22 protein-coding genes and 1 tRNA gene are annotated in these 24,365 nt (G+C 71.7%); 20 read left to right on the forward strand and 3 right to left on the reverse strand.

The window, feature by feature from the left end; genetic code table 11:
* Positions 1-22 precede the first annotated feature (22 nt).
* From IFR11_RS06640 to IFR11_RS06660, 5 genes are all read left to right on the forward strand, one after another.
* A complete protein-coding gene (locus tag IFR11_RS06640) occupies positions 23-739 on the forward strand; it encodes a hypothetical protein (protein WP_055839451.1) in 717 nt (238 codons plus the stop codon).
* Positions 739-2,283, forward strand: coding sequence for a DNA polymerase Y family protein (locus tag IFR11_RS06645; RefSeq protein WP_191915638.1), 1,545 nt, complete (start codon positions 739-741; stop codon positions 2,281-2,283). The genes IFR11_RS06640 and IFR11_RS06645 overlap by 1 nt, the downstream gene beginning before the upstream one ends.
* 138 nt (positions 2,284-2,421) lie before the next feature.
* Complete coding sequence (locus IFR11_RS06650) at positions 2,422-5,835, forward strand: error-prone DNA polymerase (protein WP_191915639.1); 3,414 nt, start codon at positions 2,422-2,424, stop codon at positions 5,833-5,835.
* Between the two features lie 66 nt (positions 5,836-5,901).
* The gene (locus IFR11_RS06655) at positions 5,902-7,011 is read left to right on the forward strand and encodes a DUF2510 domain-containing protein (protein WP_191915640.1); all 1,110 of its coding nucleotides are present in this window, start codon (positions 5,902-5,904) and stop codon (positions 7,009-7,011) included.
* Between the two features lie 338 nt (positions 7,012-7,349).
* Positions 7,350-8,015 (forward strand): peroxiredoxin-like family protein, encoded by a 666-nt coding sequence (locus IFR11_RS06660; RefSeq protein WP_191915641.1) that lies wholly within the window; start codon positions 7,350-7,352, stop codon positions 8,013-8,015.
* A 63-nt stretch (positions 8,016-8,078) separates the two neighbouring features.
* Here the strand turns inward: IFR11_RS06660 and coaBC are convergent, their stop codons facing one another.
* Complete coding sequence (gene coaBC, locus IFR11_RS06665) at positions 8,079-9,293, reverse strand: bifunctional phosphopantothenoylcysteine decarboxylase/phosphopantothenate--cysteine ligase CoaBC (protein ID WP_191915642.1); 1,215 nt, start codon at positions 9,291-9,293, stop codon at positions 8,079-8,081.
* A gap of 107 nt (positions 9,294-9,400) precedes the next feature.
* Between coaBC and IFR11_RS06670 the strand changes: the two genes are divergently transcribed.
* The 15 genes from IFR11_RS06670 to IFR11_RS06740 all read left to right on the forward strand — a co-directional run bounded on the left by IFR11_RS06670 (position 9,401) and on the right by IFR11_RS06740 (position 22,970).
* Positions 9,401-10,165, forward strand: a complete 765-nt coding sequence (locus IFR11_RS06670) for an NRDE family protein (RefSeq protein WP_191915643.1) — start codon at positions 9,401-9,403, stop codon at positions 10,163-10,165.
* Positions 10,166-10,179: 14 nt separating this feature from the next.
* Positions 10,180-10,255: transfer RNA gene (locus tag IFR11_RS06675), tRNA-Arg, on the forward strand.
* A gap of 378 nt (positions 10,256-10,633) precedes the next feature.
* Positions 10,634-11,824 carry a thiolase family protein gene (locus IFR11_RS06680; RefSeq protein WP_191915644.1) on the forward strand — a complete coding sequence of 397 codons (1,191 nt, stop codon included), beginning with the start codon at positions 10,634-10,636 and terminating at the stop codon, positions 11,822-11,824.
* Complete coding sequence (locus IFR11_RS06685; RefSeq protein WP_244630629.1) at positions 11,817-12,626, forward strand: enoyl-CoA hydratase/isomerase family protein; 810 nt, start codon at positions 11,817-11,819, stop codon at positions 12,624-12,626. The genes IFR11_RS06680 and IFR11_RS06685 overlap by 8 nt, the downstream gene beginning before the upstream one ends.
* A complete protein-coding gene (locus tag IFR11_RS06690) occupies positions 12,623-13,489 on the forward strand; it encodes a 3-hydroxyacyl-CoA dehydrogenase family protein (RefSeq protein ID WP_191915645.1) in 867 nt (288 codons plus the stop codon). Before IFR11_RS06685 ends, IFR11_RS06690 begins: the two co-directional genes overlap by 4 nt.
* Complete coding sequence (gene paaZ, locus IFR11_RS06695; protein WP_191915646.1) at positions 13,486-15,552, forward strand: phenylacetic acid degradation bifunctional protein PaaZ; 2,067 nt, start codon at positions 13,486-13,488, stop codon at positions 15,550-15,552. Before IFR11_RS06690 ends, paaZ begins: the two co-directional genes overlap by 4 nt.
* Positions 15,549-16,019, forward strand: coding sequence for a hydroxyphenylacetyl-CoA thioesterase PaaI (gene paaI, locus IFR11_RS06700; protein WP_342030258.1), 471 nt, complete (start codon positions 15,549-15,551; stop codon positions 16,017-16,019). Before paaZ ends, paaI begins: the two co-directional genes overlap by 4 nt.
* Positions 16,016-17,326, forward strand: a complete 1,311-nt coding sequence (gene paaK / locus IFR11_RS06705) for a phenylacetate--CoA ligase PaaK (RefSeq protein ID WP_191915647.1) — start codon at positions 16,016-16,018, stop codon at positions 17,324-17,326. Before paaI ends, paaK begins: the two co-directional genes overlap by 4 nt.
* A 164-nt stretch (positions 17,327-17,490) precedes the next feature.
* Positions 17,491-18,450 (forward strand): 1,2-phenylacetyl-CoA epoxidase subunit PaaA, encoded by a 960-nt coding sequence (gene paaA / locus IFR11_RS06710; protein ID WP_055838161.1) that lies wholly within the window; start codon positions 17,491-17,493, stop codon positions 18,448-18,450.
* Positions 18,450-18,755 (forward strand): 1,2-phenylacetyl-CoA epoxidase subunit PaaB, encoded by a 306-nt coding sequence (gene paaB, locus IFR11_RS06715; RefSeq protein ID WP_055838158.1) that lies wholly within the window; start codon positions 18,450-18,452, stop codon positions 18,753-18,755. The genes paaA and paaB overlap by 1 nt, the downstream gene beginning before the upstream one ends.
* Positions 18,752-19,684 carry a 1,2-phenylacetyl-CoA epoxidase subunit PaaC gene (paaC, locus tag IFR11_RS06720; protein ID WP_441005409.1) on the forward strand — a complete coding sequence of 311 codons (933 nt, stop codon included), beginning with the start codon at positions 18,752-18,754 and terminating at the stop codon, positions 19,682-19,684. Before paaB ends, paaC begins: the two co-directional genes overlap by 4 nt.
* Positions 19,678-20,157 (forward strand): 1,2-phenylacetyl-CoA epoxidase subunit PaaD, encoded by a 480-nt coding sequence (paaD, locus tag IFR11_RS06725; RefSeq protein WP_055838153.1) that lies wholly within the window; start codon positions 19,678-19,680, stop codon positions 20,155-20,157. Before paaC ends, paaD begins: the two co-directional genes overlap by 7 nt.
* Positions 20,157-21,302 (forward strand): 1,2-phenylacetyl-CoA epoxidase subunit PaaE, encoded by a 1,146-nt coding sequence (paaE, locus tag IFR11_RS06730; RefSeq protein ID WP_191915648.1) that lies wholly within the window; start codon positions 20,157-20,159, stop codon positions 21,300-21,302. Before paaD ends, paaE begins: the two co-directional genes overlap by 1 nt.
* Before the next feature lie 10 nt (positions 21,303-21,312).
* On the forward strand, positions 21,313-22,083 hold the full coding sequence (locus IFR11_RS06735; protein WP_191915649.1) for an enoyl-CoA hydratase-related protein: 771 nt from the start codon (positions 21,313-21,315) through the stop codon (positions 22,081-22,083).
* Positions 22,084-22,226: 143 nt separating this feature from the next.
* On the forward strand, positions 22,227-22,970 hold the full coding sequence (locus IFR11_RS06740) for a hypothetical protein (protein ID WP_191915650.1): 744 nt from the start codon (positions 22,227-22,229) through the stop codon (positions 22,968-22,970).
* Positions 22,971-23,041: 71 nt separating this feature from the next.
* Here IFR11_RS06740 and IFR11_RS06745 read toward each other — a convergent pair whose 3' ends face one another.
* Both IFR11_RS06745 and IFR11_RS06750 read right to left on the reverse strand, forming a co-directional pair.
* Positions 23,042-23,326, reverse strand: coding sequence for a hypothetical protein (locus IFR11_RS06745; protein ID WP_055838140.1), 285 nt, complete (start codon positions 23,324-23,326; stop codon positions 23,042-23,044).
* A gap of 112 nt (positions 23,327-23,438) precedes the next feature.
* Entirely contained in the window at positions 23,439-24,290 is an 852-nt protein-coding gene (locus IFR11_RS06750) for a helix-turn-helix transcriptional regulator (protein WP_055838134.1), read from the reverse strand.
* Between the last annotated feature and the right edge of the window lie 75 nt (positions 24,291-24,365).

The raw sequence follows: 24,365 nt of genomic DNA on the forward strand, positions 1-24,365 counted from the left end.
GCCTGTGGGAGTGAGGGCGATCGTGAGAGACCAGGTACAGGCCGTACCCGACATCCACGCGCTGCGCGATCGCTTGGAGCGCATGCAGGGCCGGCGCATGGACGCCCCGGTGCTGCCCACGCATCCGGCTTTCTCGTCCCTGCTTCCCGGGGGCGGTCTGCGGGCGGGGTCGGCCTATGCCCTCGCCCGATCCGCGTCGCTGCTGCTCGCCCTGCTGGCCCGGCCCTCGCAAGACGGTTCGTGGTGCGGCGTGATCGGCATGCCCGAGCTGGGAGCCGAGGCCGCCGAGAAATACGGCCTCGACCTCGATCGTCTGGTCTTCATCCCCGACCCGGGGCCGAGATGGCTGGCGGTGACGGCGACGATCGCCGAGGTGCTGCCGGTCGTGGCCGTCCGCCCGCCGTCGGGTTCCACGGCGGCCCGCGGGGGTGCCGAGACCACACGTCTGGCCGCCCGGCTGCGCGACCGCGGAGCCGTGCTGCTGGTGCAGGGCGCCTGGCCGCAGGCCGAAGCGGTGATCGACGTCGCCGACCCGCGATGGACGGGACTCGGTCAGGGACACGGGTACCTGGCGGGGCGTGAGCTCACCGTGTCGGTGAGCAGCCGACGCTCGCCCCACGCCCGTCGGGCGCGCATGCTGCTGCCCGCGGCCGACGGGTCGGTCGAGCTGCTGGGTACGCCCACCGAACGTCTCGTCCCTCGCGAGCGCGACGAGTATCGTCCGAGAGCGGTCGGCTGATGCAGGCTCCCACGCGCAGCCTCGTGCTCTGGTTTCCCGATTGGCCGATCACGGCGTTCGTCGCCGAGGCCGTCACGCCTCCTCGCCCCGAGGCCCCGGTGGCGGTGTTCTCCCACAACCTCGTCGTCGCCAGCTCGTGGGCCGCCCGCGCGCAGGGGGTGCGACGAGGTCAGAAACGCCGTGACGCTCAGGCCCTGTGTCCGACCCTCCAGGTGGTCCCCGCCGACCCGGTGCGCGACGCGCGTGTGTTCGCCCCCGTCGTGGCCCGCATCGAAGAACGCGCCCCCGGGGTGCAGATCATACGGCCGGGATTGTGCGCACTGCGGGCGCGGGGTCCGGCGCGCTACTACGGTGGCGAAGCCGAGGCGGCGCGCCTACTGATCCGCCTCCTCCACGACGACGGCTTCGGCGAGGTGCGGGCGAGCGTCGCCGACGGTGTCTTCACCGCCGAGCATGCCGCCCGCTCGGCCACCGTCGAAGAGCCCGTGCGCATCGTGGCGCCCGGTGACGCTGCGGCGTTCCTCTCACCGCTGTCGATCGCCACCCTCGACGACGAGGAGTTCGGCAGTCTGCTCTCTCGGTTGGGCGTGCACACCCTCGGTGATCTGGCCACTCTCGCGGCCGAACGGGTGCGGGAACGCTTCGGAGAGCGGGGAGTGCGCCTGCATGCGCTGGCGGGAGGACTCGACTCGCAACCCGTGCAGCCGCGCACCCCTCCACCCGAGCTGCACCGCGACGTCGCCTTCGAGCCTCCCCTCGAACTCGCCGACCAGATCGCCTTCGGCATGCGCGTGGCGGCCGAGGAGTTCATCGCCCGATTGGGGGCCCACGACCTGGTGTGCACCGAGCTGCGTGTCGTGCTGACGGGTGAGCGGGCCGAGCGCAGCGAACGCGTGTGGCTGCATCCCGGATCGTTCGACGCCGCCGCGGTGGTCGACCGGGTGCGCTGGCAGCTCGCCGAAGACGCCCAGGGCATCTTCGGCAGCGGCGTGGCGGGCGTGCACATCGAGCCCGAGGCCGTCGACGCCGCCGCCCACCACGCCAAGGGGCTGTTCGGGGCGGGGCCCGACGAACGCGTCCACCATGCCCTCTCGCGCGTGCAGGCCATGCTCGGCCACCGCGAAGTGGTCACTCCCGTGATCGGCGGGGGACGCTGGCTGGCCGAACGGCAGGTGCTCGTGCCCTGGGGAGACCGAGCCGTGACGGCGAAGGAACGCGCGCGCCCCTGGCCCGGCAGCCTGCCCGATCCGCTGCCGGCCACCGTCTACCCCGAACCCCGACCGGTCGGGGTCACCGACATCGCGGGAGCCCCGGTGACGGTGGGGGAGCGCGACGCGCTCAGCGCTCCACCGGCGGTGCTCGAGACGGCGGGACAGCGGCGACGCATCAGCGAATGGGCGGGGCCCTGGCCGATCAGCGAACGCGGATGGGATCCCCTGCGACGGCGCAGGGCGCATCGGTTCCAAGTGATCGACGCCGAGGGGGGCGCCTGGTTGCTGGTGGTCGAAGAAGGGGAGTGGCGGGCGGAGGGACGCTATGACTGAGGTTCGGCTCCACCGCTCCTCTCGACGAACCTCGGGCCGCGGCGGCAGCAGCACCGGCGACGTCCCCTCGGGCGGTGCGGGCCTCGCGCCCGCCGTCTGCTCCCCATCGATGAACAGAACCCGGGCGGAGGTGCGCCGATGGGCTGGAACAATCCGCCGGTGAAATGGTCGGAACTCGAGCGCGTGCTCAGCGACGCCCGGCGCCCGACCGGTGCCCCGCCGAACGGTGACGGGGGCGACAGCCCCGCCTGGTCGCACAAGCGCGGCGCCTACGTGCCGCCGACGATCGCGCGCCCGGCCGACACCGTGCCGTACGCCGAGTTGCACGCGCACTCGTCGTACTCGTTCCTCGACGGAGCCTCGTCGCCCGAAGAACTCGTCGAAGAAGCCGAACGACTGGGCCTGCACGCCCTCGCCCTCACCGACCACGACGGGTTCTACGGCATCGTGCGCTTCGCCGAGGCCGCCGAGGCGCGCACGGTGAACACCGTCTTCGGCGCAGAACTGTCGCTGGGTCTCACCGGTCCGCAGAACGGCGAGGCCGACCCGGGCGGATCGCATCTGCTCGTGCTCGCACGCCGCGAAGAGGGCTATCACCGCCTCGCCGCCGCGATCACCCACGCGCAGCTCAGCGGTGCCGAGAAGGGGCGTCCCGTCTACGACCTCGCCGACCTGGCCGAACGCGCGGGCGGGCCAGGTGACCCGCACTGGGCGGTGCTCACCGGATGCCGCAAGGGCACGGTGCGCCGAGCTCTGGCGTTCGAAGGGCCCACGGGGGCCGCGCGCGAACTCGACACCCTCGTCGACCTGTTCGGCCCCGAGGCCGTGTACGTCGAGCTGATGGATCACGGCAGTCCACTCGACTCGAGACGCAACGACGTGCTGGCGGCGCTCGCCGCCGAGCGGGGGCTGCCGATCCTCGCGACGAACAACGTGCACTACGCCGCCCCGCAGAAAGAACTTCTCGCCGCCGCCGTGGCCGCCGTGCGCGCCAACCGCGGTCTCGACGAACTCGACGGGTGGCTTCCCGCGCACGCCGGCGCGCACCTGCGCTCGGGGGTCGAGATGGCGGCGCGGTTCGCCCGGTATCCCGGAGCGGTGGCGCGCACCGTGACGCTCGCCGACGAGGTCGCCTTCCCGTTGCGCCGCGCCAAGCCCGCGCTTCCGCGCCAAGACGTCCCCGAGGGGCACACCCCCATGTCCTGGCTGCGGCATCTGGTGTGGGAGGCCGTACCGCGCAAGTACCCCCGGCTCTCCGACGAGGATCGCAACCGCATCGAACGCGAACTCGGTGTGATCGAGATGAAGGACTTCCCGGGGTACTTCCTCATCGTCTACGGCATCGTCGCCGAGGCCCGGCGGCGCGGCATCCTGTGCCAGGGGCGCGGGTCGGCGGCGAACAGCGCGGTGTGCTTCCTGCTCGACATCACCGCGGTCGACTCGATCTTCTACAAGCTGCCCTTCGAGCGTTTCCTGTCGAGCCTGCGCGACGAAGAGCCCGACATCGACGTCGACTTCGACTCCGATCGCCGCGAAGAGATCATCCAGTGGGTCTACAAGGAGTACGGGCGCGAGCGTGCGGCGCAGGTGGCGAATGTCATCCAGTACCGTCCCAAGAACGCCGTCCGTGACATGGCTCGGGCGCTCGGGCACTCGCCGGGCCAGCAAGACGCCTGGTCGAAGCAGGTCGAACGGTGGGGAGCGACGCTCGAAACCGGTGCGGATCACGACATCCCCGATCAGGTCATCGAGTTCGCGTCGGAGCTGCTGAAAGCGCCTCGCCACCTCGGCATCCACTCCGGAGGCATGGTGCTCACCGATCGACCGGTGGGTGAGGTCGTGCCGATCGAGCATGCGCGCATGGAGAACCGCACGGTCATCCAGTGGGACAAAGACGACGCCGCGTGGATGGGGCTGGTGAAGTTCGACCTGCTGGGGCTCGGCATGCTCGCGGCGCTGCAGTACTGCTTCGACCTGATCCGCGATGCCACGGGCGAGGCGTGGGAGCTGTCCACGCTGCCGAAAGAAGAGAAGGCCGTCTACGACATGCTGTGCCGCGCCGACTCGATCGGGGTGTTCCAGGTGGAATCCCGCGCGCAGATGGGATTGCTGCCGCGTCTGCAGCCGCGGAAGTTCTACGACCTGGTCGTGCAGATCGCTCTCATCCGCCCGGGACCCATCCAGGGCGGTGCCGTGCATCCGTTCGTTCGACGCAAGCTCGGACAGGAGCCCGTCACCTACGTGCATCCCAAGCTCGAGCCGGTGCTGGAGCGGACGATGGGAGTGCCGGTGTTCCAGGAGCAGCTCATGCAGATGGCCGTCGCCATCGGCAACTGCTCTGCCGAAGACGCCGACCTGCTGCGCCGGGCCATGGGGTCCAAGCGGGGGCTCGAGCGTATCGACTCCCTGCGCGAGAAGCTGTACGAGGGCATGGCGCAGAACGGTCTGGTCGGTCAGGTCGCCGACGATCTGTACGCGAAGATCCAGGCGTTCGCGAACTTCGGTTTCGCCGAATCGCATTCGCTGTCGTTCGCGCTGCTGGTGTACGCGAGCTCGTGGATCAAGCTGCATTACCCGGCGGCGTTCCTCGCCGGCCTGCTGCGCGCCCAGCCCATGGGGTTCTACTCACCCGCCACCCTCACCGCCGATGCCCGCCGGCACGGGGTGACCGTACGGCGGCCCGACCTGCTGCGCTCAAGCGTCGAAGCGGGCCTCGAGCCGGTCGACGAGACGGGCGCCCGCGCCCCGACGGGTCTCGACGCCTGCGCGCACGCGGAGCAGTCCCCGACGGGGGACTTCGATGCGTCGGAGCCGGACGAGACCATCGCCCATCGCCGAGACGGCGGGTTCGTCGTGCGCCTGGGGCTCGCCGGAGTGACCGGGATCGGCAAGAAGGTCGCCGAGCGCATCGTCGCCGAACGAGAGAGGGGCGGCCCCTATCGGGATCAACGCGACCTCGTGCGGCGCACGGGACTTGTCACGGCGCAACTCGAGGCGCTCGCCACGGCGGGGGCCTTCGAGAGCCTGGGCCATACCCGGCGCGAGGCGATCTGGCTGGCCGGGTCGGCGGCGCTCGATCGCGCCGAGTTCCTTCCCGACTCGCTCGTGGCCGTGCAGCCGCCGCTGTTCACCGACCCGTCGAGTTACGAGGTGCTCGCGGCCGATCTCTGGGCGACCGGGCTCTCGGCCGACGACCACCCGCTCACCCACTTCCGCTCGGCGCTCGACGCGCGCGGGGTGCTCACCTCGCGGGAGCTCCGCACCTTCGAGACCGATCGTCGCATCGAGGTGGCGGGGCTCGTCACCCATCGGCAGCGCCCGGCCACGGCATCCGGCATCACCTTCCTCAACCTCGAAGACGAGCACGGACTGATGAACATCATCTGCTCGGTGGGAGTGTGGAACAGGTACCGGCGGGTCGCGCGGGAATCACCCGCCCTCATCGTGCGGGGCATGCTCGAACGATCGGTCGAGGGAGTGACCAATGTGGTCGCCGACGGCTTCACCGATCTCCAGGTCGGCGTCGCGCACGCGTCCCGGGACTTCCGGTGATGTCGGGCGCCGTCACTAGACTCGGGGCAATCTCGCCCGGTTCCGCACCACGACAGGGGAAACGACATGACCGACACACCCACTCCGCCCGAAGGCTGGTATCCCGACCCCGCAGGCGGCGACGGCCTGCGCCGGTGGGACGGCACCGCCTGGACCGATGAGGTGCGCCCCGTGCACGGCGACGGGGTTCCGCAGGTGGCCGCGCAGGACTCGGGTTCCGCGTCCGAGTCGGCTCCGGTGTCTGACGACGCCGACACCGCCGCCCACGAGTCGACTTCGGCGTCTGCCGCCGCCCACGGGTTCGCCCCCGAGTCGACCCCGACGCCCGCCGCCGCCGCCGCGGAGGAGCCTGCCCTCTCCGGTGAGGCGTCGAACGACCCCGCCGCGCCCTCGTCGTCGACCGACCATGCCGCCACCGACGCTTCCGCACCGGCAGTGCACAGCGAGGTTCCCGCTCCTCCGGCACCCAGTGCGATCCCGGCGCCTCCGGCACCCAGTGCGATCCCGGCGCCTCCGGCACCCAGTGCGCCGTTCGCGTCCGCACCGCCCGCGGCGTACCCCGTCACCCCGCCCTCGGCTGCTCCCGCGTACTCGTCGGCGCCGGCGTACCCCGGAACGCCCGCCCCCGCCGGGTACGGCGGTTATCCCGCCGCGCCGTCGGTCGGCGCCCAGCCCGTGCTGCGTCGCGACATCCCCACGAACACCGTCTGGGTGTGGTTGGTCGTCTTCCTGCCGCTGGTGGGCGTGCTGTCGCTGTTCCTCTTCGACTGGTCGTCGTACATCCGGGAGTCCTTCTACGCCGGCCTGTACGGCGAACCCGGCGCGATGGGCACCGACGCCATCGTCTCGACGGTCGCCACTCTGGCGAGCGTCGTCCTGGGCGCCCTCGTCGTCTTGTTCTCGTTCCTCGACTGGCGCCAACTCCGAGCCCGTGGCGTCGAGAAGCCGTTCCACTGGGCGTGGAGCTTCCTGGTGCTCGTCATCGGCAGCGGCTTGGTCTACGTCATCGGTCGTGGCGTGGTGCTGCGGCGACGCACGGGCAGCGGACTCGCCCCCGTCTGGGCGTCGATCGTCGTGACGGTCGTCTCGATCGTCATCGCCGCGATCTGGTTCGTGATCATCCTGACGCAGGTCTTCACCCTCATCGAAGAAGCCCAGTACAACCTCGGTTATTGAGTGACGAGGTGGGGGCCCCGAGCGGGCCCCCACCTGAGAACCGCCTCGAGCCCCGGAGAGCCCTCGTCTGGGAGGCCCCGTTTCTGGAGGGCCCAGTGTCTGGAAGGCCCCGTGTTTGAGAGGCCCCTGTCTGGGAAGCCACGTCGGAGAGGGGCCGTCGGAGAAGGCCCGTGTTCGAGAAGTCCCGTGGCCGAGAGGGGGCGCGGGGATGAGGCGCACCCTTCGTGACGCCTCGTGACGTCGCGTCTCGTTGGATGACGAGAACAGCCCTGACCCCTGCGGGCGGACCTAGGTTTCTGGAGCCGGCGCGTGACGCCGATTCCGCCGGGAGGCGACGCATGTCCACACCGTCCATCGCGCAGCAGATCGACGGCTTCACCGCCGGGTTCGAGGCGCAGATCGGAGACCGACTGTCGGCGGTCTTCTCCGACGAGCAGGCCGCCCTTCGCAGCGCCGGCGTCCCGGCGGGAGCGCTCGACGTGGGTGACGACGCCCCGGATGCCGAGCTCGTCACCGCGGAGGGGGCGGCGACGACGTTCTCCGAGGCCCGGGCCGGAGCCGCGTCGGTCGTCGTGTTCTACCGCGGTGCGTGGTGCCCGTACTGCAACATCACTCTGCGCACCTATCAGGAGCAACTACTGCCCGCGCTGCAGGAACGCGGAGTCCAGCTCATCGCGATCTCGCCGCAGACGCCCGACGGATCGGCCCAGAGTACGACGAACGGGTCGTTGGAGTTCACCGTGCTCTCGGACCCCGCGAACACGCTCGCCGAACGCTTCGGCATCGTCACCGAGCCGAGCGTCGACGCGCGCGCGGCGCACACCGAGCTCGGCTTCGACGTCGCCGACAGCAACGCCGACGAGACCGCTCGCGTTCCGTTCCCCTCGGTGTACCTGATCGACGCCGCCGGTGTGGTGCGCTTCGCCGATGTCCACGTCGATTACACGACGCGTACGGAGCCGGGCAGGATCATCGACGCGGTCGACGGCGTTCGCAGCGAATGACGCGGGGAGGACGGGCGGCGGGCCGCTCGTCCTCCTGCACCCGTGCGACACGGTCCACCGGCGTCAGGCCTCGAGCGTCGATGCCCGCGTCGCGACGATCGCATCGAGCAGGGCGTGTGCGGTGTCGTCCTTCGAACCGGATGCCGTGGCCACGACCCCACCGTCGCGACCGACGATCGTGAGGGCATTGTCGGCGGTCTCGAACCCTCGCGACCACCCGACCGCGTTGGCGGCCAGCAGATCGACGCCCTTGCGCGCGGCCTTTGCGCGAGCGCGTTCGAGCAGTTCCTCGTCGCTACCCACCGTCTCGGCGGCGAAGGCGATGATCGTCTGCCCCGGCCGGCGGTGCTCGACCAGCCCGGCGACGATGTCGCGATTCTCGACGAGCTCGAGGGTCAGACCGCCGGGGGAGTCCTGCTTGCGGAGCTTGTGCTCGGCGACCGTGGCCACCGAGTAGTCGGCGACCGCCGCGGCCATCACGATCACGTCGGCGTCGGGAGCCGCGGCATCCATCGCCCGTCCGAGTTGCTCGGCGGTACCCGCAGCGATCACCTCGACGCGTGGATCGGGGCGCACGTCGGCGTCGAGGTGCGCGGCCACGAGGGTCACCCGCGCGCCACGGTCGGCGGCGGCGCGGGCGATCGCGACACCCTGGCGTCCGCTCGAACGATTGCCCAGGAAGCGCACGGGATCGATCGGCTCACGCGTGCCTCCGGCGCTCACGACGATCGACAGACCGTCGAGGTCGCGCGGGCGTTCGACGAGAGCGAGGGCCGCCGCCGCGATCTCCTCCGGCTCCGACATGCGTCCGGGACCTGAATCGCCGCCGGTGAGGACTCCGTCGGCGGGACCCACGACGTGCACCCCGCGCGCGCGGAGCACGGTCATGTTGTGCGTCGTCGCCGGGTGCCGCCACATCTCGGTGTGCATCGCCGGGGCCACCACGACCGGCGCGGTCGTGGCGAGCAGTGTCGTCCCGAGCAAGTCGGAGGCCAAGCCCGCCGTCATCGCGGCCAGGGTGTTGGCGGTCGCGGGGGCGACGATGACGAGGTCGGCCGCTTGTCCGAGCGCGACGTGGCGCACACGGGCGACGTCATCGTGCACCGACGTCGTGACGGGGTTGCGGCTCAGGGCCTCCCACGTCGGCAGACCCACGAAGCGCAGTGCGTCGTCGGTCGGCACCACGTGCACGTCGTGTCCCGCTTTGACCAGCAGTCGCACGAGGCTGACGCTCTTGTAGGCGGCGATGCCCCCGGTCACTCCCACCACGACGAACATCGCCCCAGTCTTCCAGGTCGGCTCGGGTGGCGGGTGGCGAGTACCGCGCGCGCCCCGGGGACCGCGCAGCGCCCCGACCGAACCCCCGCCCGGGTAGCGTGGAGCAGATGTGCACGGTCGTGATCGACGTTCCGGGGATGCCCGGCGAACCGGTGCGGCTGCTCGCCGTGCGCGACGAGGACCGCCACCGGCCGTGGCGCGGTCTGGGCCGCTGGTGGCCGGAGCGCGGCGGAGTGCTGGGTGTGCGCGACGACCGCGCCGGCGGTGCCTGGCTCGCCGTCGACCCCGACGCGGCCCGCCTCGCGGTGCTCCTCAATCGCGAAGACCTGTCCGACCGCGGCGACGACGAGGTCGTCACGCGCGGCGGTGTTCCCCTTGACGCGGTGGGGGACGGCATCCCGGATCGACCGCTCACGCGGGGCTTCAATCTCGTCGAGGTGGATGCCGCGGGCGCCCACCTCGTGGAGTGGGACGGCCTGGTCGCCCGCCGCACGCGCCTCGCACCGGGCACGCACATGATCGCCCACCACGCGGTCGACGACGAGGGCACGCCGCGCATCGCGCGATGGCTGGCGGGATTCCGCCGTGTGGGCCTCGCCGCGGGCGAGGAGTGGTGGATGCCGTGGCTCGGCGTCGTCGAGCAGTCCACCCACGACCCGGGCGCGGCGGTGCTGCGCCGCGACGACCATGACGGGCACGTGCTCGAGTCGCTGCTCGTCTGTGTCGCCAGCATCGGACCCGGCGGCGTCGATGTGCGCGAAGCCACACTGCAGGAGCCCGGCCGCTGGGACGACGGACTCGCCGCGCGGTTGCGCCGCGGCATCCCCTCGGCGATGGTCCCGCGCGCCGAGACCGCCGAGAGGCCGCAGTAGGCTGGATCCATCCCGCCTTCGTAGCTCAGGGGATAGAGCGCCGCACTCCTAACGCGGGCGTCGCAGGTTCGAATCCTGTCGGGGGCACCACTTCCTGGTCGCGGCTGTCGGCACATCGAACGGTCGGCATGGCCGGCTGCGACCCCGCGCACACGCTCCACGGGGTCGCGCGTTCCGGCTGAGGCGCCGCTCCGGGCCGGCAGTCGGCGGGTGTTCGCCGCGCGCACAGACGTCGCGGGCTCACGCGTTCACGCTGAGGATCCGAGGGGACGTGGGTGTTTGGCGCGCTCGCGATTCCGCCCGCGTGAGGCCCCGCGCGCGTGAGATCCCGCCCGCGTGAAACCCGCGCCCGCGCACGCCCGTTGCCACTCGCACCCCCACCGTGACATGATTACTGAACGATCGGTCGGAAAACCTCGAAGTCGAGGATGAACGACCTCGCCAACGTCGGCGGGGGAGAGGATGGCGATGTCGGAGGCGTTTCTCATCGGCGGTGCGCGCACCCCGGTCGGGCGGTACGGCGGGGCTCTGGCATCCGTTCGTCCTGACGATCTGGCCGCCCTCGTCGTGGCTGAAGCCGTGACGCGCGCGGGCGTGCCCGTCGACGCGATCGACGAGGTCATCCTCGGGGCCGCGAACCAGGCCGGCGAAGACAACCGCAACGTCGCCCGCTTGGCCGTGCTGCTCGCGGGACTGCCGGATGCCATCCCCGGCCTCACCGTGAACCGACTCTGCGCGTCGGGGATGAGCGCCGTCGCCCTCGCTTCGCAGGCGGTGCGGTCGGGCGATGCCGACATCGTCGTCGCCGGCGGCGTCGAGTCGATGACCCGCGCGCCCTGGGTTCAGGCGAAGCCCGAGCGCGCGTGGGCGAAGCCCGGCGCCTCCTTCGACACTTCGATCGGCTGGCGCTTCACCAACCCGCGCCTCGCCGCGCGCGACAAAGCCACCTTCTCGATGCCCGAGACGGCCGAGGAGGTCGCCCGCGTGGACGCGATCACCCGCGCCGACGCCGACGCCTTCGCCCTGCGGAGCCACGAGCGGGCCGTGGCGGCTCAGGATGCCGGGCGCTTCGCGAGCGAGATCGTCGCGGTGGACACGGGCCGAGGGGTGGTCGACGCCGACGAGGGTCCGCGCCGTGACACCTCGCTCGAGGCGCTGGCCCGGCTCCGCCCGGTGGTCCAGGGTGGTGAGGTCGTCACGGCGGGCAACTCCAGCTCGCTCAACGACGGCGCCTCGGCGGTCGTCGTCGCCAGCGCCAGAGCGGTCGAACGCTACGGACTCCGACCCCGCGCGCGCCTCGTCTCGCACGCGTCGGCCGCTCTCGCGCCCGAGATCATGGGCCTCGGTCCCGTGCCCGCGACCGAGAAGGCGCTCGCGAAGGCGGGGCTCTCGGCATCCGACCTCGGCGCGGTCGAACTCAACGAGGCGTTCGCGTCGCAGTCGCTCGCGTGCATGCGACGGCTGGGACTCGACCCCGAGATCGTCAACGCCGACGGCGGTGCGATCGCCCTCGGTCATCCGCTCGGATCGAGCGGCAGCCGCCTGCTCGTGACGCTGCTCGGACGCCTGGAGCGCGAGAACGCCCGGTACGGGCTCGCGACCATGTGCGTCGGCGTCGGACAGGGGACCGCGATGATCGTGGAGCGGGTCGATGGCTGAGCCGACGCGCGGGGCCGCCGCCGACGCGAGCCGGACCCCCGAGGTCGTCGACGGGACCGAGAGCCACGCCTCCCGTCTGCGCGTCGACGCCTTCGACGACCGCGTCATCGCGACCCTCGACCGCCCCGATCGCCGCAACGCGATCGATCAGGCCATGGTCGACGAGCTGCACGCGCTGTGCGCCGAGCTCGAGCAGCGACCGCGCACGCTGATCCTCACCGGCGCCGGCGGGATCTTCGCCGCGGGGGCCGACATCGCGCAGTTGCGCGAGCGCACCGGCGACGACGCCCGCCGCGGCATCAACGCCACGGTGTTCGACCGCATCCGCCACCTGCCGATGCCCGTCGTCGCGGCCGTCGACGGCTTCGCCCTCGGCGGGGGAGCGGAGCTCGCCTACGCGGCCGACATCCGCATCGGCACACCCCGCGTGCGCTTCGGCAACCCCGAGCCCGGCCTGGGCATCATCGCCGCCGCCGGCGCCGCCTGGCGCCTGCCCGAGATCGTCGGCCACGCGCGCGCCAGCGAACTGCTGCTCACCGCGCGGGTGATCGACGCCGACGAGGCGCTCGCGTGGGGCCTGCTGTCGAGCATCCACGAGCCCGGCGACCTGCGGGGCGCCGCCCACGCGATCGTCGACCGCATCGCCGCGAACTCCGTGCGGGCGACCGTGCTGACCAAGCGCGCGCTGCTCGCCCCCCGCGCCGAGCACCCCGCGATCGACGGAGAACTGCAGGCCGAGCTGTTCGACAGCGACGACAAGCGCGCCCGCATGACCGCGTTCCTCGAGAGGAAGAAGAGATGACCCTTCCCGATTCGGCCCCCGCGGCCTCGCTGCCCTCGACCATCGGCGTGCTCGGCGGGGGCCGGATGGGCGCCGGCATCGCCCACGCGTTCCTGCTCGCCGGTTCCCGCGTGCACGTCGTCGAGCGCGACGCCGACGCGGCCGATGCCGCACGCGAACGCGTCGAGACGGCCCTGCAGCGCTCGGCCGTGCGGGGCATCGAGACGCCGGATGCCACGGCCCTCACCACCGGGACCGACCCCGCCGCGTTCGCCGACGCCGGCCTCGTCGTCGAGGCCGTCCCCGAGGACCGCGCGCTGAAGATCGACGCCCTGACCCGCCTCGAGGCGGTCGTGTCGGATCGTGCGGTCGTGGCATCCAACACCTCGTCCATCTCGATCGACGCGCTCGCCGCATCGCTCGTGCGCCCCGAGCGCTTCGTCGGGCTGCACTTCTTCAACCCGGTGCCCGCCTCGGCGCTCGTCGAGGTGGTGACGGGGGCTGCGACCGCCCCCGAGGTGGTCGAGGCCGCGAGGGTGTGGATCGCCGCGATCGGCAAGACCGCGGTGGTCGTCCGCGATACGCCCGGGTTCGCGTCGAGCCGCCTCGGCGTCGCCCTCGGCCTCGAGGCGATCCGGATGCTCGAGGAGGGCGTCGCCTCGGCCCACGACATCGACACGGCCATGGAGCTGGGGTACCGGCATCCGATGGGCCCCCTGCGCACGACCGACATCGTCGGACTCGACGTGCGCTTCGGCATCGCCGAAGAACTGGAGCGCGCCTTCGGCGCGCGCTTCACCCCGCCGGCGCTGCTGAAGAAGCTCGTCGACGCGGGGCACCTGGGCCGCAAGACCGGCCGCGGATTCTACGAATGGAGCGAATGATGACGTTTCTCCCGAGCTACGTGAAGGGCGCCTGGTGGACGCCCGTCGAGGATCCCGACGCCGCCGTCGTCCGCGACGCGTCGACGGGCGACGAGGTCGTCCGCGTCAGCACGAAGGGTCTCGACCTCGCGGGCGCCGTCGCCTTCGCGCGCCGGGAGGGCCAGCGGAGCCTCGGCGCCCTCACCTTCCACCAGCGCGCGATGGTGCTGAAGAACCTCGCGATCGCGCTGAACGAGCGCCGCGAAGAGCTGTACGCGCTGTCGATGCGCTCGGGGTCGACCCGCCGCGACTCGCTGAGCGACATCGACGGCGGCATCGGCGTGCTGTTCACCTTCTCGTCGAAGGCCCGCCGTGAGCTGCCCGCCGGAACCGTCGTGCTCGACGGGCCGGTCGAACCGTTGTCGAAGGACGGATCGTTCCTCGGGCGCCACGTGTACACGCGCCTCCCCGGCGTCGCGGTGCAGATCAATGCCTTCAACTTCCCGATGTGGGGGTCGCTCGAGAAGTTCGCCCCCGCGTTCCTCGCCGGCCTCCCCACGATCGTCAAGCCCGCGACGCCCACGGCGTACATCGCCGAGGCCTGGGTGCGCATGGTCGTCGAGACCGGCCTGCTCCCCGAGGGCTCGCTGCAGCTGGTCAGCGGCAGCGTTCCCGGCCTCTTCGACCTGCTCGACCTCGGCGACACCGTCGGTTTCACCGGCAGCGCCTCCACCGCCGAGCGCCTGCGCGCCCAGGCGAAGACCGGCGTGCGCTTCACGAGCGAGACCGATTCCATCAACGCCTCGATCCTCGGCCCCGACGCCGTGCCCGGCACCCCCGAGTTCGACGCGTACGTGAAGCAGCTGCTGGTCGAGCTCACCACCAAGGCGGGGCAGAAGTGCACCGCGATCCGCCGCGCGATCGTGCCGGCGGGGACCACGGATGCCGTGGCCGCGGCGCTGCGCGAGAAGATCGCCGAACGCGTCGTCGTCGGCGACCCGCGCGTCGAGGGCGTGACCATGGGACCGCTCGTCTCGCGCGAGCAGCGCGACGAGGTGCTGCGGCAGGTCGCCGTGCTGCAGGACGCGGGCGGGCGTTTCGTCGTCGGGTCGGCGGAGGCCCCCGACGCGTGCGTGGCCGACGGCGCGAGCCCGGCCGACGGCGCCTTCCTCGAGCCCATGCTCCTGGCCTTCGCCGATGCCACGACCCCGGCCGTCAACGACATCGAGGCCTTCGGACCGGTCGCGAGCATCGTCGAGTACACCGACGTCGCGGAGGCGGCGACCATCGTCGGCCGGGGCGGCGGCTCGCTCGTGACGAGCGTCGCGACCCACGACCCCGGTGTCGCCACCGAGCTGCTCACGCGCATGGGCGCGATGAACGGCCGCGTGCTCTTCCTCGACCGCGACGACGCCCGCACCTCCACCGGGCACGGCGCCCCCGTGCCGCACCTCGTGCACGGCGGACCCGGCCGCGCCGGCGGCGGCGAGGAGCTCGGCGGCATCCGCTCGGTCCTGCATTCGATGCAGCGCACCGCGATCCAGGGCTCGCCGCGCATGCTGACCGCGTTGACGGGGGTGTGGCATCCGGGAGCCGAGACCGACACCGCGGGGCGGCATCCGTTCCGCAAGCCCCTCTCCGACCTGCGGATCGGCGATGCCGTGGAGTCGGCCGAGCGGGAAGTCACCCTCGACGACATCGAGGTGTTCGCCAACTTCACCGGCGACACGTTCTACGCGCACATGGACGAGGAATCCGCCGCGGCGAACCCCTTCTTCCCGGGACGCGTCGCGCACGGCTACCTGCTCGTGTCGTGGGCGGCCGGGTTGTTCGTCGATCCCGCACCGGGTCCGGTGCTCGCGAACTCGGGCCTCGAGAACCTGCGCTTCGTCACCCCCGTCTCACCCGGCGACCGCATCCGCGTCGCTCTGACGGCGAAACAGATCACCCCGCGCGAGACCGACGAGTACGGCGAGGTGCGGTGGGATGCCGTCATCCACAACCAGGATGACGAGATCGTCGCGCATTACGACGTGCTGACACTCGTGGCGAAGACGTGGCAGCCCGCCGAGGTGCTGGTGTGAGCGCGCTCCGACCGATGATGCAGCGCGATCAGGCCTCGGCGATGCTCGGCATGGTCGTCGAGCACGACGCGCCGGGGGAGTCCCGCGTGTCGATGACCGTGCGCGACGACATGCTCAACGGTTTCGCCATCACCCACGGCGGGCTCGTCTTCACCCTCGCCGACACGGCGTTCGCGATCGCGTGCAACGAAGACGAGCGCGTGACCGTCGCCGGCGGCGCCGACGTCACGTTCCTGAAGTCCACCACCGCGGGGCAGACGCTGACGGCGACCGCCGCCCGCCGCGCCCGGAGCGGGCGGACGGGCCTGTACGACATCCGGGTGACCGACGAGACCGGCGACCTCGTCGCCGAGGTGCGCGGGCGCAGCATCACGACGGATCGGCGTCCGCCGGCCGACTCCCGACCCACCGCCACACCCGACCCCGAGCGCGACGCCGCGCTCTCCACCACGGAGGTGTCCCGATGACCATGACCGTTCCCTCGCGCCCCGACTTCCTGGCATCCGTCGATCCCACCGGCATCCCGCTCGAGAGCCTGCGCGCGCTGCAGCTCGAGCGCCTGCAGTGGACCGTGCGGCACGCCTACGACAACGTCGAGACGTACCGCCGCAAATTCGACGCCGCGGGCGTGCGCCCCGACGACATCCGCGCCCTCGACGACATTCGGCTGTTGCCGTTCACGACCAAGGCCGACCTGCGCGAGACCTACCCCTTCGGCATGTTCGCCGTGCCGATGGCCGAGGTCCGTCGCATCCACGCCTCGTCGGGCACGACCGGGCGCCCCACCGTGGTGGGCTACACCGCGGGTGACCTGGATCGCTGGGCCGATCTCGTCGCGCGCTCGCTGAGCGCCGCGGGCATCCGCGCGGGCGATCGCGTGCACAACGCCTACGGGTACGGCCTGTTCACCGGAGGGCTGGGGGCCCACGCGGGAATCGAGCGGCTCGGGGCGACCGTCATCCCGATGTCGGGTGGGCAGACCGCGCGCCAGGCGCAGCTCATTCAGGATTTCGCGCCCGATGCGATCCTCTGCACGCCGAGCTACCTGCTCACCATCGCCGACGCGCTGGAGTCGGCCGGCGTCGACCCGCGGTCCACGTCGCTGCGCGTCGCCGTGCTCGGCGCCGAGCCCTGGACCAACGAGATGCGCCGGGAGATCGAGCGGCGCCTCGACGTCGTCGCCGTCGACATCTACGGACTTAGTGAGGTGATGGGCCCGGGGGTGGCCAGCGAGAGCGCGCTCACCAAAGACGGCCCCCACGTGTGGGAGGACCACTTCCTGCCCGAGACGATCGACGGCGAGAGCGGCGCCCCGGTGGCCGACGGAGAACTGGGCGAACTGGTGTTCACCTCGCTCACCAAAGAGGCGTTCCCGGTCATCCGCTACCGCACCCGCGACCTCACCCGCCTGAAGCCGGGCACGGCGTTCCCGTCGATGCGGCGCATCGAGAAGATCACCGGGCGCAACGACGACATGATCATCCTGCGCGGGGTGAATCTCTTCCCGACCCAGATCGAGGAGATCGTGATGGGGATCGAGACGCTCACCCCGCACTTCGTGCTCGAACTGCGTCGCGAAGGACGAATGGATGCCATGACCGTCCGCATCGAACGGCACCCCGCCCTGCAGCGAGAGGTCTGCGAGGCCGCCGGTATCGTGCTGCAGCAGCGGATCAAGGTGCTCATCGGCACGAGCGTCGACGTGAACGTCGAGGAGCCGGGTGCCCTGCCGCGCAGCGAGGGCAAGTACAAGCGGGTGTACGACCTGCGGTGACGGGCGCCCGGGCGCCGGGCCGACGTCGAGACCGCGGACCATCGTGGGCTCGCGCCGGTCGGGCGTTCCTCGGCGCCGTCAAGACGGAGGAGGACGCCCGTTGCGGGGCGACCCGCCCCCGGTTACACTTTTACTGAACGATCGGTCTGTAAAGGGAGTCGACGATGACGACAGCACTCACGACGGACGCCGCACTCGACGGCGAGGCGATGTTCGACGCCCTCATCGAGGCCGACGGACGCATCGAGCCCCGCGACTGGATGCCGGAGGGTTACCGCCGCACGCTGATCCGTCAGATCTCGCAGCACGCGCACTCCGAGATCATCGGCATGCAGCCCGAGGGAGCGTGGATCACGCGGGCGCCGAGCCTGAAGCGCAAGGCGATCCTGCTGGCCAAGGTGCAGGACGAAGCCGGACACGGCCTCTACCTCTACTCGGCGGCGCAGACCCTCGGCATCACCCGCGACGAGATGACGCAGCAGCTCGTCGACGGCAAGGCGCGGTACTCGTCGATCTTCAACTACCCGACCCCGACGTGGGCCGACATGGGTGCGATCGGCTGGCTCGTCGACGGCGCCGCGATCTGCAACCAGGTGCCGCTGTGCCGCGCCTCGTACGGACCCTATGGTCGCGCGATGGTGCGCATCTGCAAAGAGGAGTCGTTCCACCAGCGCCAGGGATTCGAGATCCTCCTCACGCTCATGCAGGGCACCGACGCGCAGCGAGAGATGGCGCAGGACGCCGTGAACCGCTGGTACTGGCCGAGCCTGATGATGTTCGGTCCCCCCGACGACGACTCGCCCAACTCGGCGCAGTCGACGGCGTGGAACATCAAGCGCTTCAGCAACGACGTGCTGCGTCAGCGGTTCGTGTCGATGCTCGTCCCGCAGGCGGCGGTGCTCGGGGTGACCCTGCCGGACCCCGACCTGCGCTTCAACGACGAGACGGGCCAGTACGACATGGGTGAGATCGACTGGAGTGAGTTCCACGAGGTGCTCGCCGGGCGAGGCCCCCTCAACACCACGCGGCGCCAGCACCGTCGCGACGCGCACGAAGAGGGCGCGTGGGTGCGCGAAGCCGCCGCCGCGTACGCCGCGAAGAAGAGCGCGAAGGCGGCCGCCTGATGGCGACTCCCGGGGGGAGCCCCGCCGAGACCTGGCCCCTGTGGGAGGTCTTCGTGCGCGCCAACCGCGGCCTCAGCCACGTGCACGTGGGCTCGCTGCATGCGCCCGACGCCGAACTCGCCGTCCGCAACGCCCGCGACCTCTACACGCGTCGCGGTGAGGGCGTGTCGGTCTGGGTCGTGCCCTCGGATGCCGTGACCACGAGCGATCCGGGAGCCAAGGGCGCGTTCTTCGAGTCGCCGGCGGGCAAGAACTACCGGCACGCGGTGTACTACACCGCGTCCGAGGGGGTGCCGCACCTGTGAGGACGACGACGGATGGGTCGCGGGCATCGGCGGATGAGTTCATCGACGTCACCGACGCGGGACACGGCGACGGCCCGCACGGCGTTGACCCGCACGGCGCTGACCCGCACGGCGATGACCCGCACGGCGACGTCTCGCTCGATGCCCGCGAGCTCGCCGCCGAACTGGCCGGCGGAGACGACCGCGCCACCGACCCCGACGTCGCCGCCTACGCGCTCGGTCTCGCCGACGACGCCCTGATCCTCGCGCAGAACCTCTGCGGCTGGATCGCGCGCGCCCCCGAGATCGAAGAAGATGTCGCGCTCGGCAACATCGCCCTCGACCTGCTCGGTCACGCGCGCTCCCTGCTGCGCTACGCCGGCAGCTACGACGGCCGCAGCGAAGACGATCTCGCCTACGGGCGCGACGAGGCGGAGTTCCGCTCGATGTGGCTGTTCGAGCTGCCGAACGGCGACTTCGCGCACACGATCGCCCGGCAGCTGCTCGCCTCGACGTACCTTCTCGAGCTGTACCGCGACCTCACGGCATCCACCGATCCGGTGCTCGCCGCCGTCGCCGCCAAGGCCGAGAAAGAAGTCGACTACCACCGCGATCACGCCGTGCAGTGGACGCTGCGGCTCGCCGGCGGAACCGAGGAGTCGCGGCGGCGGTTCCTGGTCGCCCTCGACGACACCTGGCCGTACCTCGACGAGCTGTTCCGCGACGAGCCGCTGCACGACCGGCTCGCCGGTGTCGCCGTGCGTCCCTCGAGTCTGCGGGGCCGTGTCGACGCGGTGCTCGCCACCGTGCTCGCCGACGAAGACGTGCCCGTCCCCGCGGTTCCGGGTTCGTCGGCGGGTGGGCGCCGTGGCATCCATCACCCCGCCTTCGGACCGCTGATCGCCGAGATGCAGGTGCTCGCCCGCAGGCACCCGGGAGCGACGTGGTGAGCGTCGAGCACGCCCGCGCCGTGGCCGCCGCCGTCGTCGACCCCGAGGTGCCCGTGCTCACCATCGACGACCTCGGCGTGCTCCGAGACGTGCGGGTCGACGGCGACACGGTCACCGTGACGATCACCCCCACCTACTCGGGATGCCCCGCGGTCGACGCGATCCGCGACGACATCGTGCTCGCGCTCACCTCGGCCGGTTTCGACCGCACGATCGTGAAGACGACGCTGAGCCCCGCGTGGACGACCGACTGGATGAGCGACGAGGGCCGACGCAAGCTCACCGCCTACGGCATCGCCCCGCCGTCGGGGAGGGCGCCCGCGGGTCCCATCCGCCTGCGACTGAGCGTGGCGTGCCCGCAGTGCGGCTCGCTCGACACCCGCGAACTCTCGCGATTCGGCTCCACCTCGTGCAAAGCGCTCTGGGAGTGCCGCGCCTGCCTCGAACCCTTCGACCACTTCAAGGCGCTCTGATGACGATGACGGATGCCACGACCCCGGCCGCGACGCGCGGGCCGGCAACGGGTCCCCGTGCGCGCGCCCGGTTCCACACGCTGCGTGTCGCCGATGTGCGGCCCCTCACCCCCACTGCGATCGAGGTGACCTTCGCCGTCCCCGACGATCTCGTCGATGCCTTCGACTACGCGCCCGGGCAGTACGTGGCCCTGCGCGCCACGGTCGAGGGAGAGGAACTGCGTCGCTCGTACTCGCTGTGCCGTCCGCCGACCCGGGGCGCCGTCAGCGTGGGCATCAAGCGCGACCCCGACGGCCGCTTCTCGAGCTGGGCGCACGAGGGGCTGCGCCCGGGAGATGAGGTCGAGGTGATGAGCCCGCAGGGCACGTTCGTCTCGAAGGCCTCCGTCGCCACGGGCCACGTCGTCGCGATCGCCGCCGGCTCCGGCATCACGCCGATCATGGCGCTCGCCGCCGATGTGCTCGAGCGCTCCGCCGACGCCCGCATGACGATCGTCTATGCCAACCGCTCCTCGACCGACGTCATGTTCGTCGACGAGCTGGCCGACCTGAAAGACCGCTACCCGGCCCGCCTCACGCTGCACCACGTGCTCTCGCGCGAGCAGCGTGCCGCTCCGGTCTTCTCGGGGCGCATCGACGAAGAGCGCCTGCGCCTCATCCTGTCGCGGCTCATCGACCCCGCCGCCGTCGACGAGTGGTTCCTCTGCGGACCCTTCGCGCTCGTGGAACTCTGCCGCGAGACCCTCGCCGAGGTGGGAGTGCTGCGCGAGCGCGTGCGCTTCGAGCTGTTCACCGCGGGTGACGGCGACGCCCCGGCGCAGACCGGGGGAGCGCGCCCCGTGCGCGTCCGCGCCGACGAGCCGGTGCGCTCGATCGATTTCACGCTCGACGGGCAGTCCGCCCACGTCGACAGTCCGGTCTCGGCGAACGAGACGATCCTCGCGGCAGCCCTGCGCGTGCGCCCCGACGTGCCCTTCGCCTGCGCGGGGGGCGTCTGCGGCACGTGCCGTGCGCGGGTGGTCGAGGGAGCCGTGTCGATGACCGAGAACTACGCGCTCGAACCCGACGAGATCGAGCGCGGGTACGTGCTGACGTGCCAGTCGCACCCGACGTCCGACACCGTGCGCGTCGACTACGACGGATGAGAGGGATGCCGTGATCGACGACGTCTTCGCCGATGGTGTGACCACCATCACCCTGAACGCGCCGTCGCGACGCAACGCGCTCGGCATCGACGACCTGCGTGCGCTCGCCGCGGCCTACGACCGCGCCGAGGCCGACGGTGCGCGCGCCGTGCTGCTGCGCGGGGAGGGCCCCGCGTTCTGCGCCGGCCGCGACATCGCCGGCGTCGACCCGGCGACCGACGACGTGGCGGGGTACCTCGACGACACGCTCGCACCGCTGCTGCAGCGCATGGCGTCTTTCCCGGCGCCCACGTTCGCCGCCGCCCACGGGGCGTGCCTCGGCGTGGGCCTGGGCCTGCTCATCGCGACCGATGTCGTGTTCGTCGCCGACGACGCCAAGATCGGCTCTCCTTTCGCCGCCCTGGGCGCGACCCTCGACTCGGGGGGCCACGCGCTCTTCGTCGAGCGTCTCGGCACCCACGCCACGCTCGACCTCATCTACACGGGCCGCCTGCTGACCGGCGATGAGGCCGTGCGCGCGGGACTCTTCTCGCGGGTGGTCCCGGCATCCGAGATCCAGGATGCCGTCGCCCTCGCCGCCCGTCGCGCGGCGAGGGGGCCGACGGCGGCGTTCCTCGCCAGCAAGCGGATCGTGACCGCGATCCGCGATGAGCGACGGGGACTGTGGGAGGCCCTGGCGCTCGAGAACCGCGCGCAGGCCTCCCTCGCTCGAACGGACGATTATCGCGAGGGTTTCGCGGCGTTCCGAGAGAAGCGTGCGCCGGAATTCGTCGGCCACTGATCCGACGGCGACCGACGAGGTCACCGTGCGAGGGGCTATCGCTGGGCGACGCACCGTGAGGGGGAGCGGTGATCGCGGTGCGTTTCTCGGCCGGACGCGATGCGCAGCACGTCGCTGCACGCCGGGATTGATTGAATCGGCTCATGTCGACCGATGAAGACGACGAACTCGCCCGCCTGCGCCGCCGCGCGTACTCGCCGACGGCGGACATCGCCTCCGACCCGGTGGCGCTCGCGCGGCTCGCGGAGCTGGAGCGGCGCGCCGCCGAACCCACCGACCCTTCCTCTGCCGAGACCGATGAGGGCGGGGGCGCCTCGACCGACGACGTCGCCGAGGCGGCGCCGTCCGACGCCGACTCGTCGGGCGCCCGCCGGATCACCTGGTCGCGCCCGCGTCGGTCGACGATCGTCCTGGCGGTCGTCAGCGCCCTCGTGATCGTCGTGGCGGTGGTGGCGCTCGTGCTGGTGCAGCGGGTGCAGACGCACCCCCTGCAGGCCGATGCCGTCCAGGTGGCCCGCCTGAGCCCTGACCCGTCGTACGTCACGCCGGACTTCTTCACGGCGGGAGCCCCCGGGGGGACCGTGGCGTACACCGAGTTCCAGGGCTTCCGCGTCGTCGTCGCCGACCCGGGTCGCACCGACGGCCGTGGCGTCGCCTGCATCACGGTGTACCAGCCCGACCTGCTCACGGTCGAAGGGGGCGGGGCGTTCTCGTACGACGGCCAGTACGTTCCCCAGGCCTGCGCCGCCGGCACGTTCCCCGCGGCGACCACCATCCGCCTCTTCGACGACGCACCCGAGCGGGAGCGCACCGAGTACCCGGCGGACACGGCGCTGCAGTTCGTATACGACGAGCTGACCGATGAGGTCGTGGTCTTCCGGGGCTGATCCCGGCCGCGCCCGCGCGCACACGACGATGCCCCGGCACGCGGCCGGGGCATCGATCGCGGGGCAGGACGTCAGGCGGCGGTGGTCACCGCGAACTGCACCGAGCCCTGCGGGTCGATCTGCGCGTCGAGCACGCGGTCGTCGAGGACGGCTGCGGCGTCGGCGTCGAGGAAGACGCGCGCTCCGGCGTTCTCGACCACGGCGTCGTTCGCTTCGGGGGCGTCGACCACCGACAGCGCGAACTGCGACTCGGGGGATCCCGCGCCCTCGATGCGGACGCCACCCTGCGGCGCGTCCGGGAACTGGGCGGTGATGGTCTTGACGGCGGTCGTGGCCTCATCGGTGAGTGTCAGCATGGGTGACTCTCCTTCTTTGTCGACGACAGGAGCCAGCCACGATGCCGAGAATCGACGGCGTCCTCAACCTGGGGAAGCCATTTCCAGGCAATTCCCACCGGGCCGCCGGGGGTCAGGGCAGCAGCCCCGCGCGCCGCGCGCGGGTGACGGCGGCGTGGCGCGTCGAGGCGTCGAGCTTCGACATCGCCGAGGCGAGGTACGACTTCACGGTGGTCTCGCGGAGCTGCAGAGAGGCAGCGATCTCGCTGTTCGTCGAGCCCACGGCCGCGCACGCGAGCACGTCGATCTCGCGGGGCGAGAGATGCACGTCGGGGTCTTCGCATCGCGCGGGAGCGTCGCCGGTCAGGGCGGCCAAGCGTGCCTCGAGGTCTTCGAGGCGCCGGCGCACGTCGTCGTCGCCGACGGTCGCCGCGATGCTGCGCAGTTGCGCGTAGCTCTCGCGGATCTCTTCGCGCGCGCCCGTGCTGAGGCCGCTCTCGGAGGCGGGGGAGGTGGCGAGGCGGCGTTCGACCTCGGCGCGCACGCGCAGCTCGGTTCCGAGCTCGCCGGCGACGTCGAACGCGGGCCGCGCCTCGACCTCGCCGACCTGCGACTGGGCCCAGGATCCGCAGTAGAGCACCCCGCGCGCGGTCCCGCCGACCAGCACGGGGACGGCGAACAGGGTGGCGATGCCCTCGCCGAGGATGGCGCGGTCGTAGTCATGCGTGATCGTCCGCGACGTGCGGTAGTCGAGGGTCATGCGTGGCCGACGCTCGACGAGGGCGCGTCCGCCGAGGCCGCGGGACGCGTGGACCACGAGGCCCTCGATGCTGCGCGTGCGGGCCCCGACGATGGTCGAGACGTGCACGGCGCCGTCGTGCTCGAGCCCGCCGAAGGCGACGGGGAAGTGGGTGCGCCGGGCGAGTTCGGCAACGGCATGCGACACGAGCGTCGCATCGTCTCGAAGAGGGGACGGTGCTTTCACGCACTACCTACTTCCGGGGGTGACGGCTTCGTCGCCGCGTTTCGTAGCGTCGACAGTATCACCGGGAGCGTTTCC

Source organism: Microbacterium sp. CFBP 8801, from assembly GCF_014839455.1.
Lineage (GTDB): Bacteria > Actinomycetota > Actinomycetes > Actinomycetales > Microbacteriaceae > Microbacterium.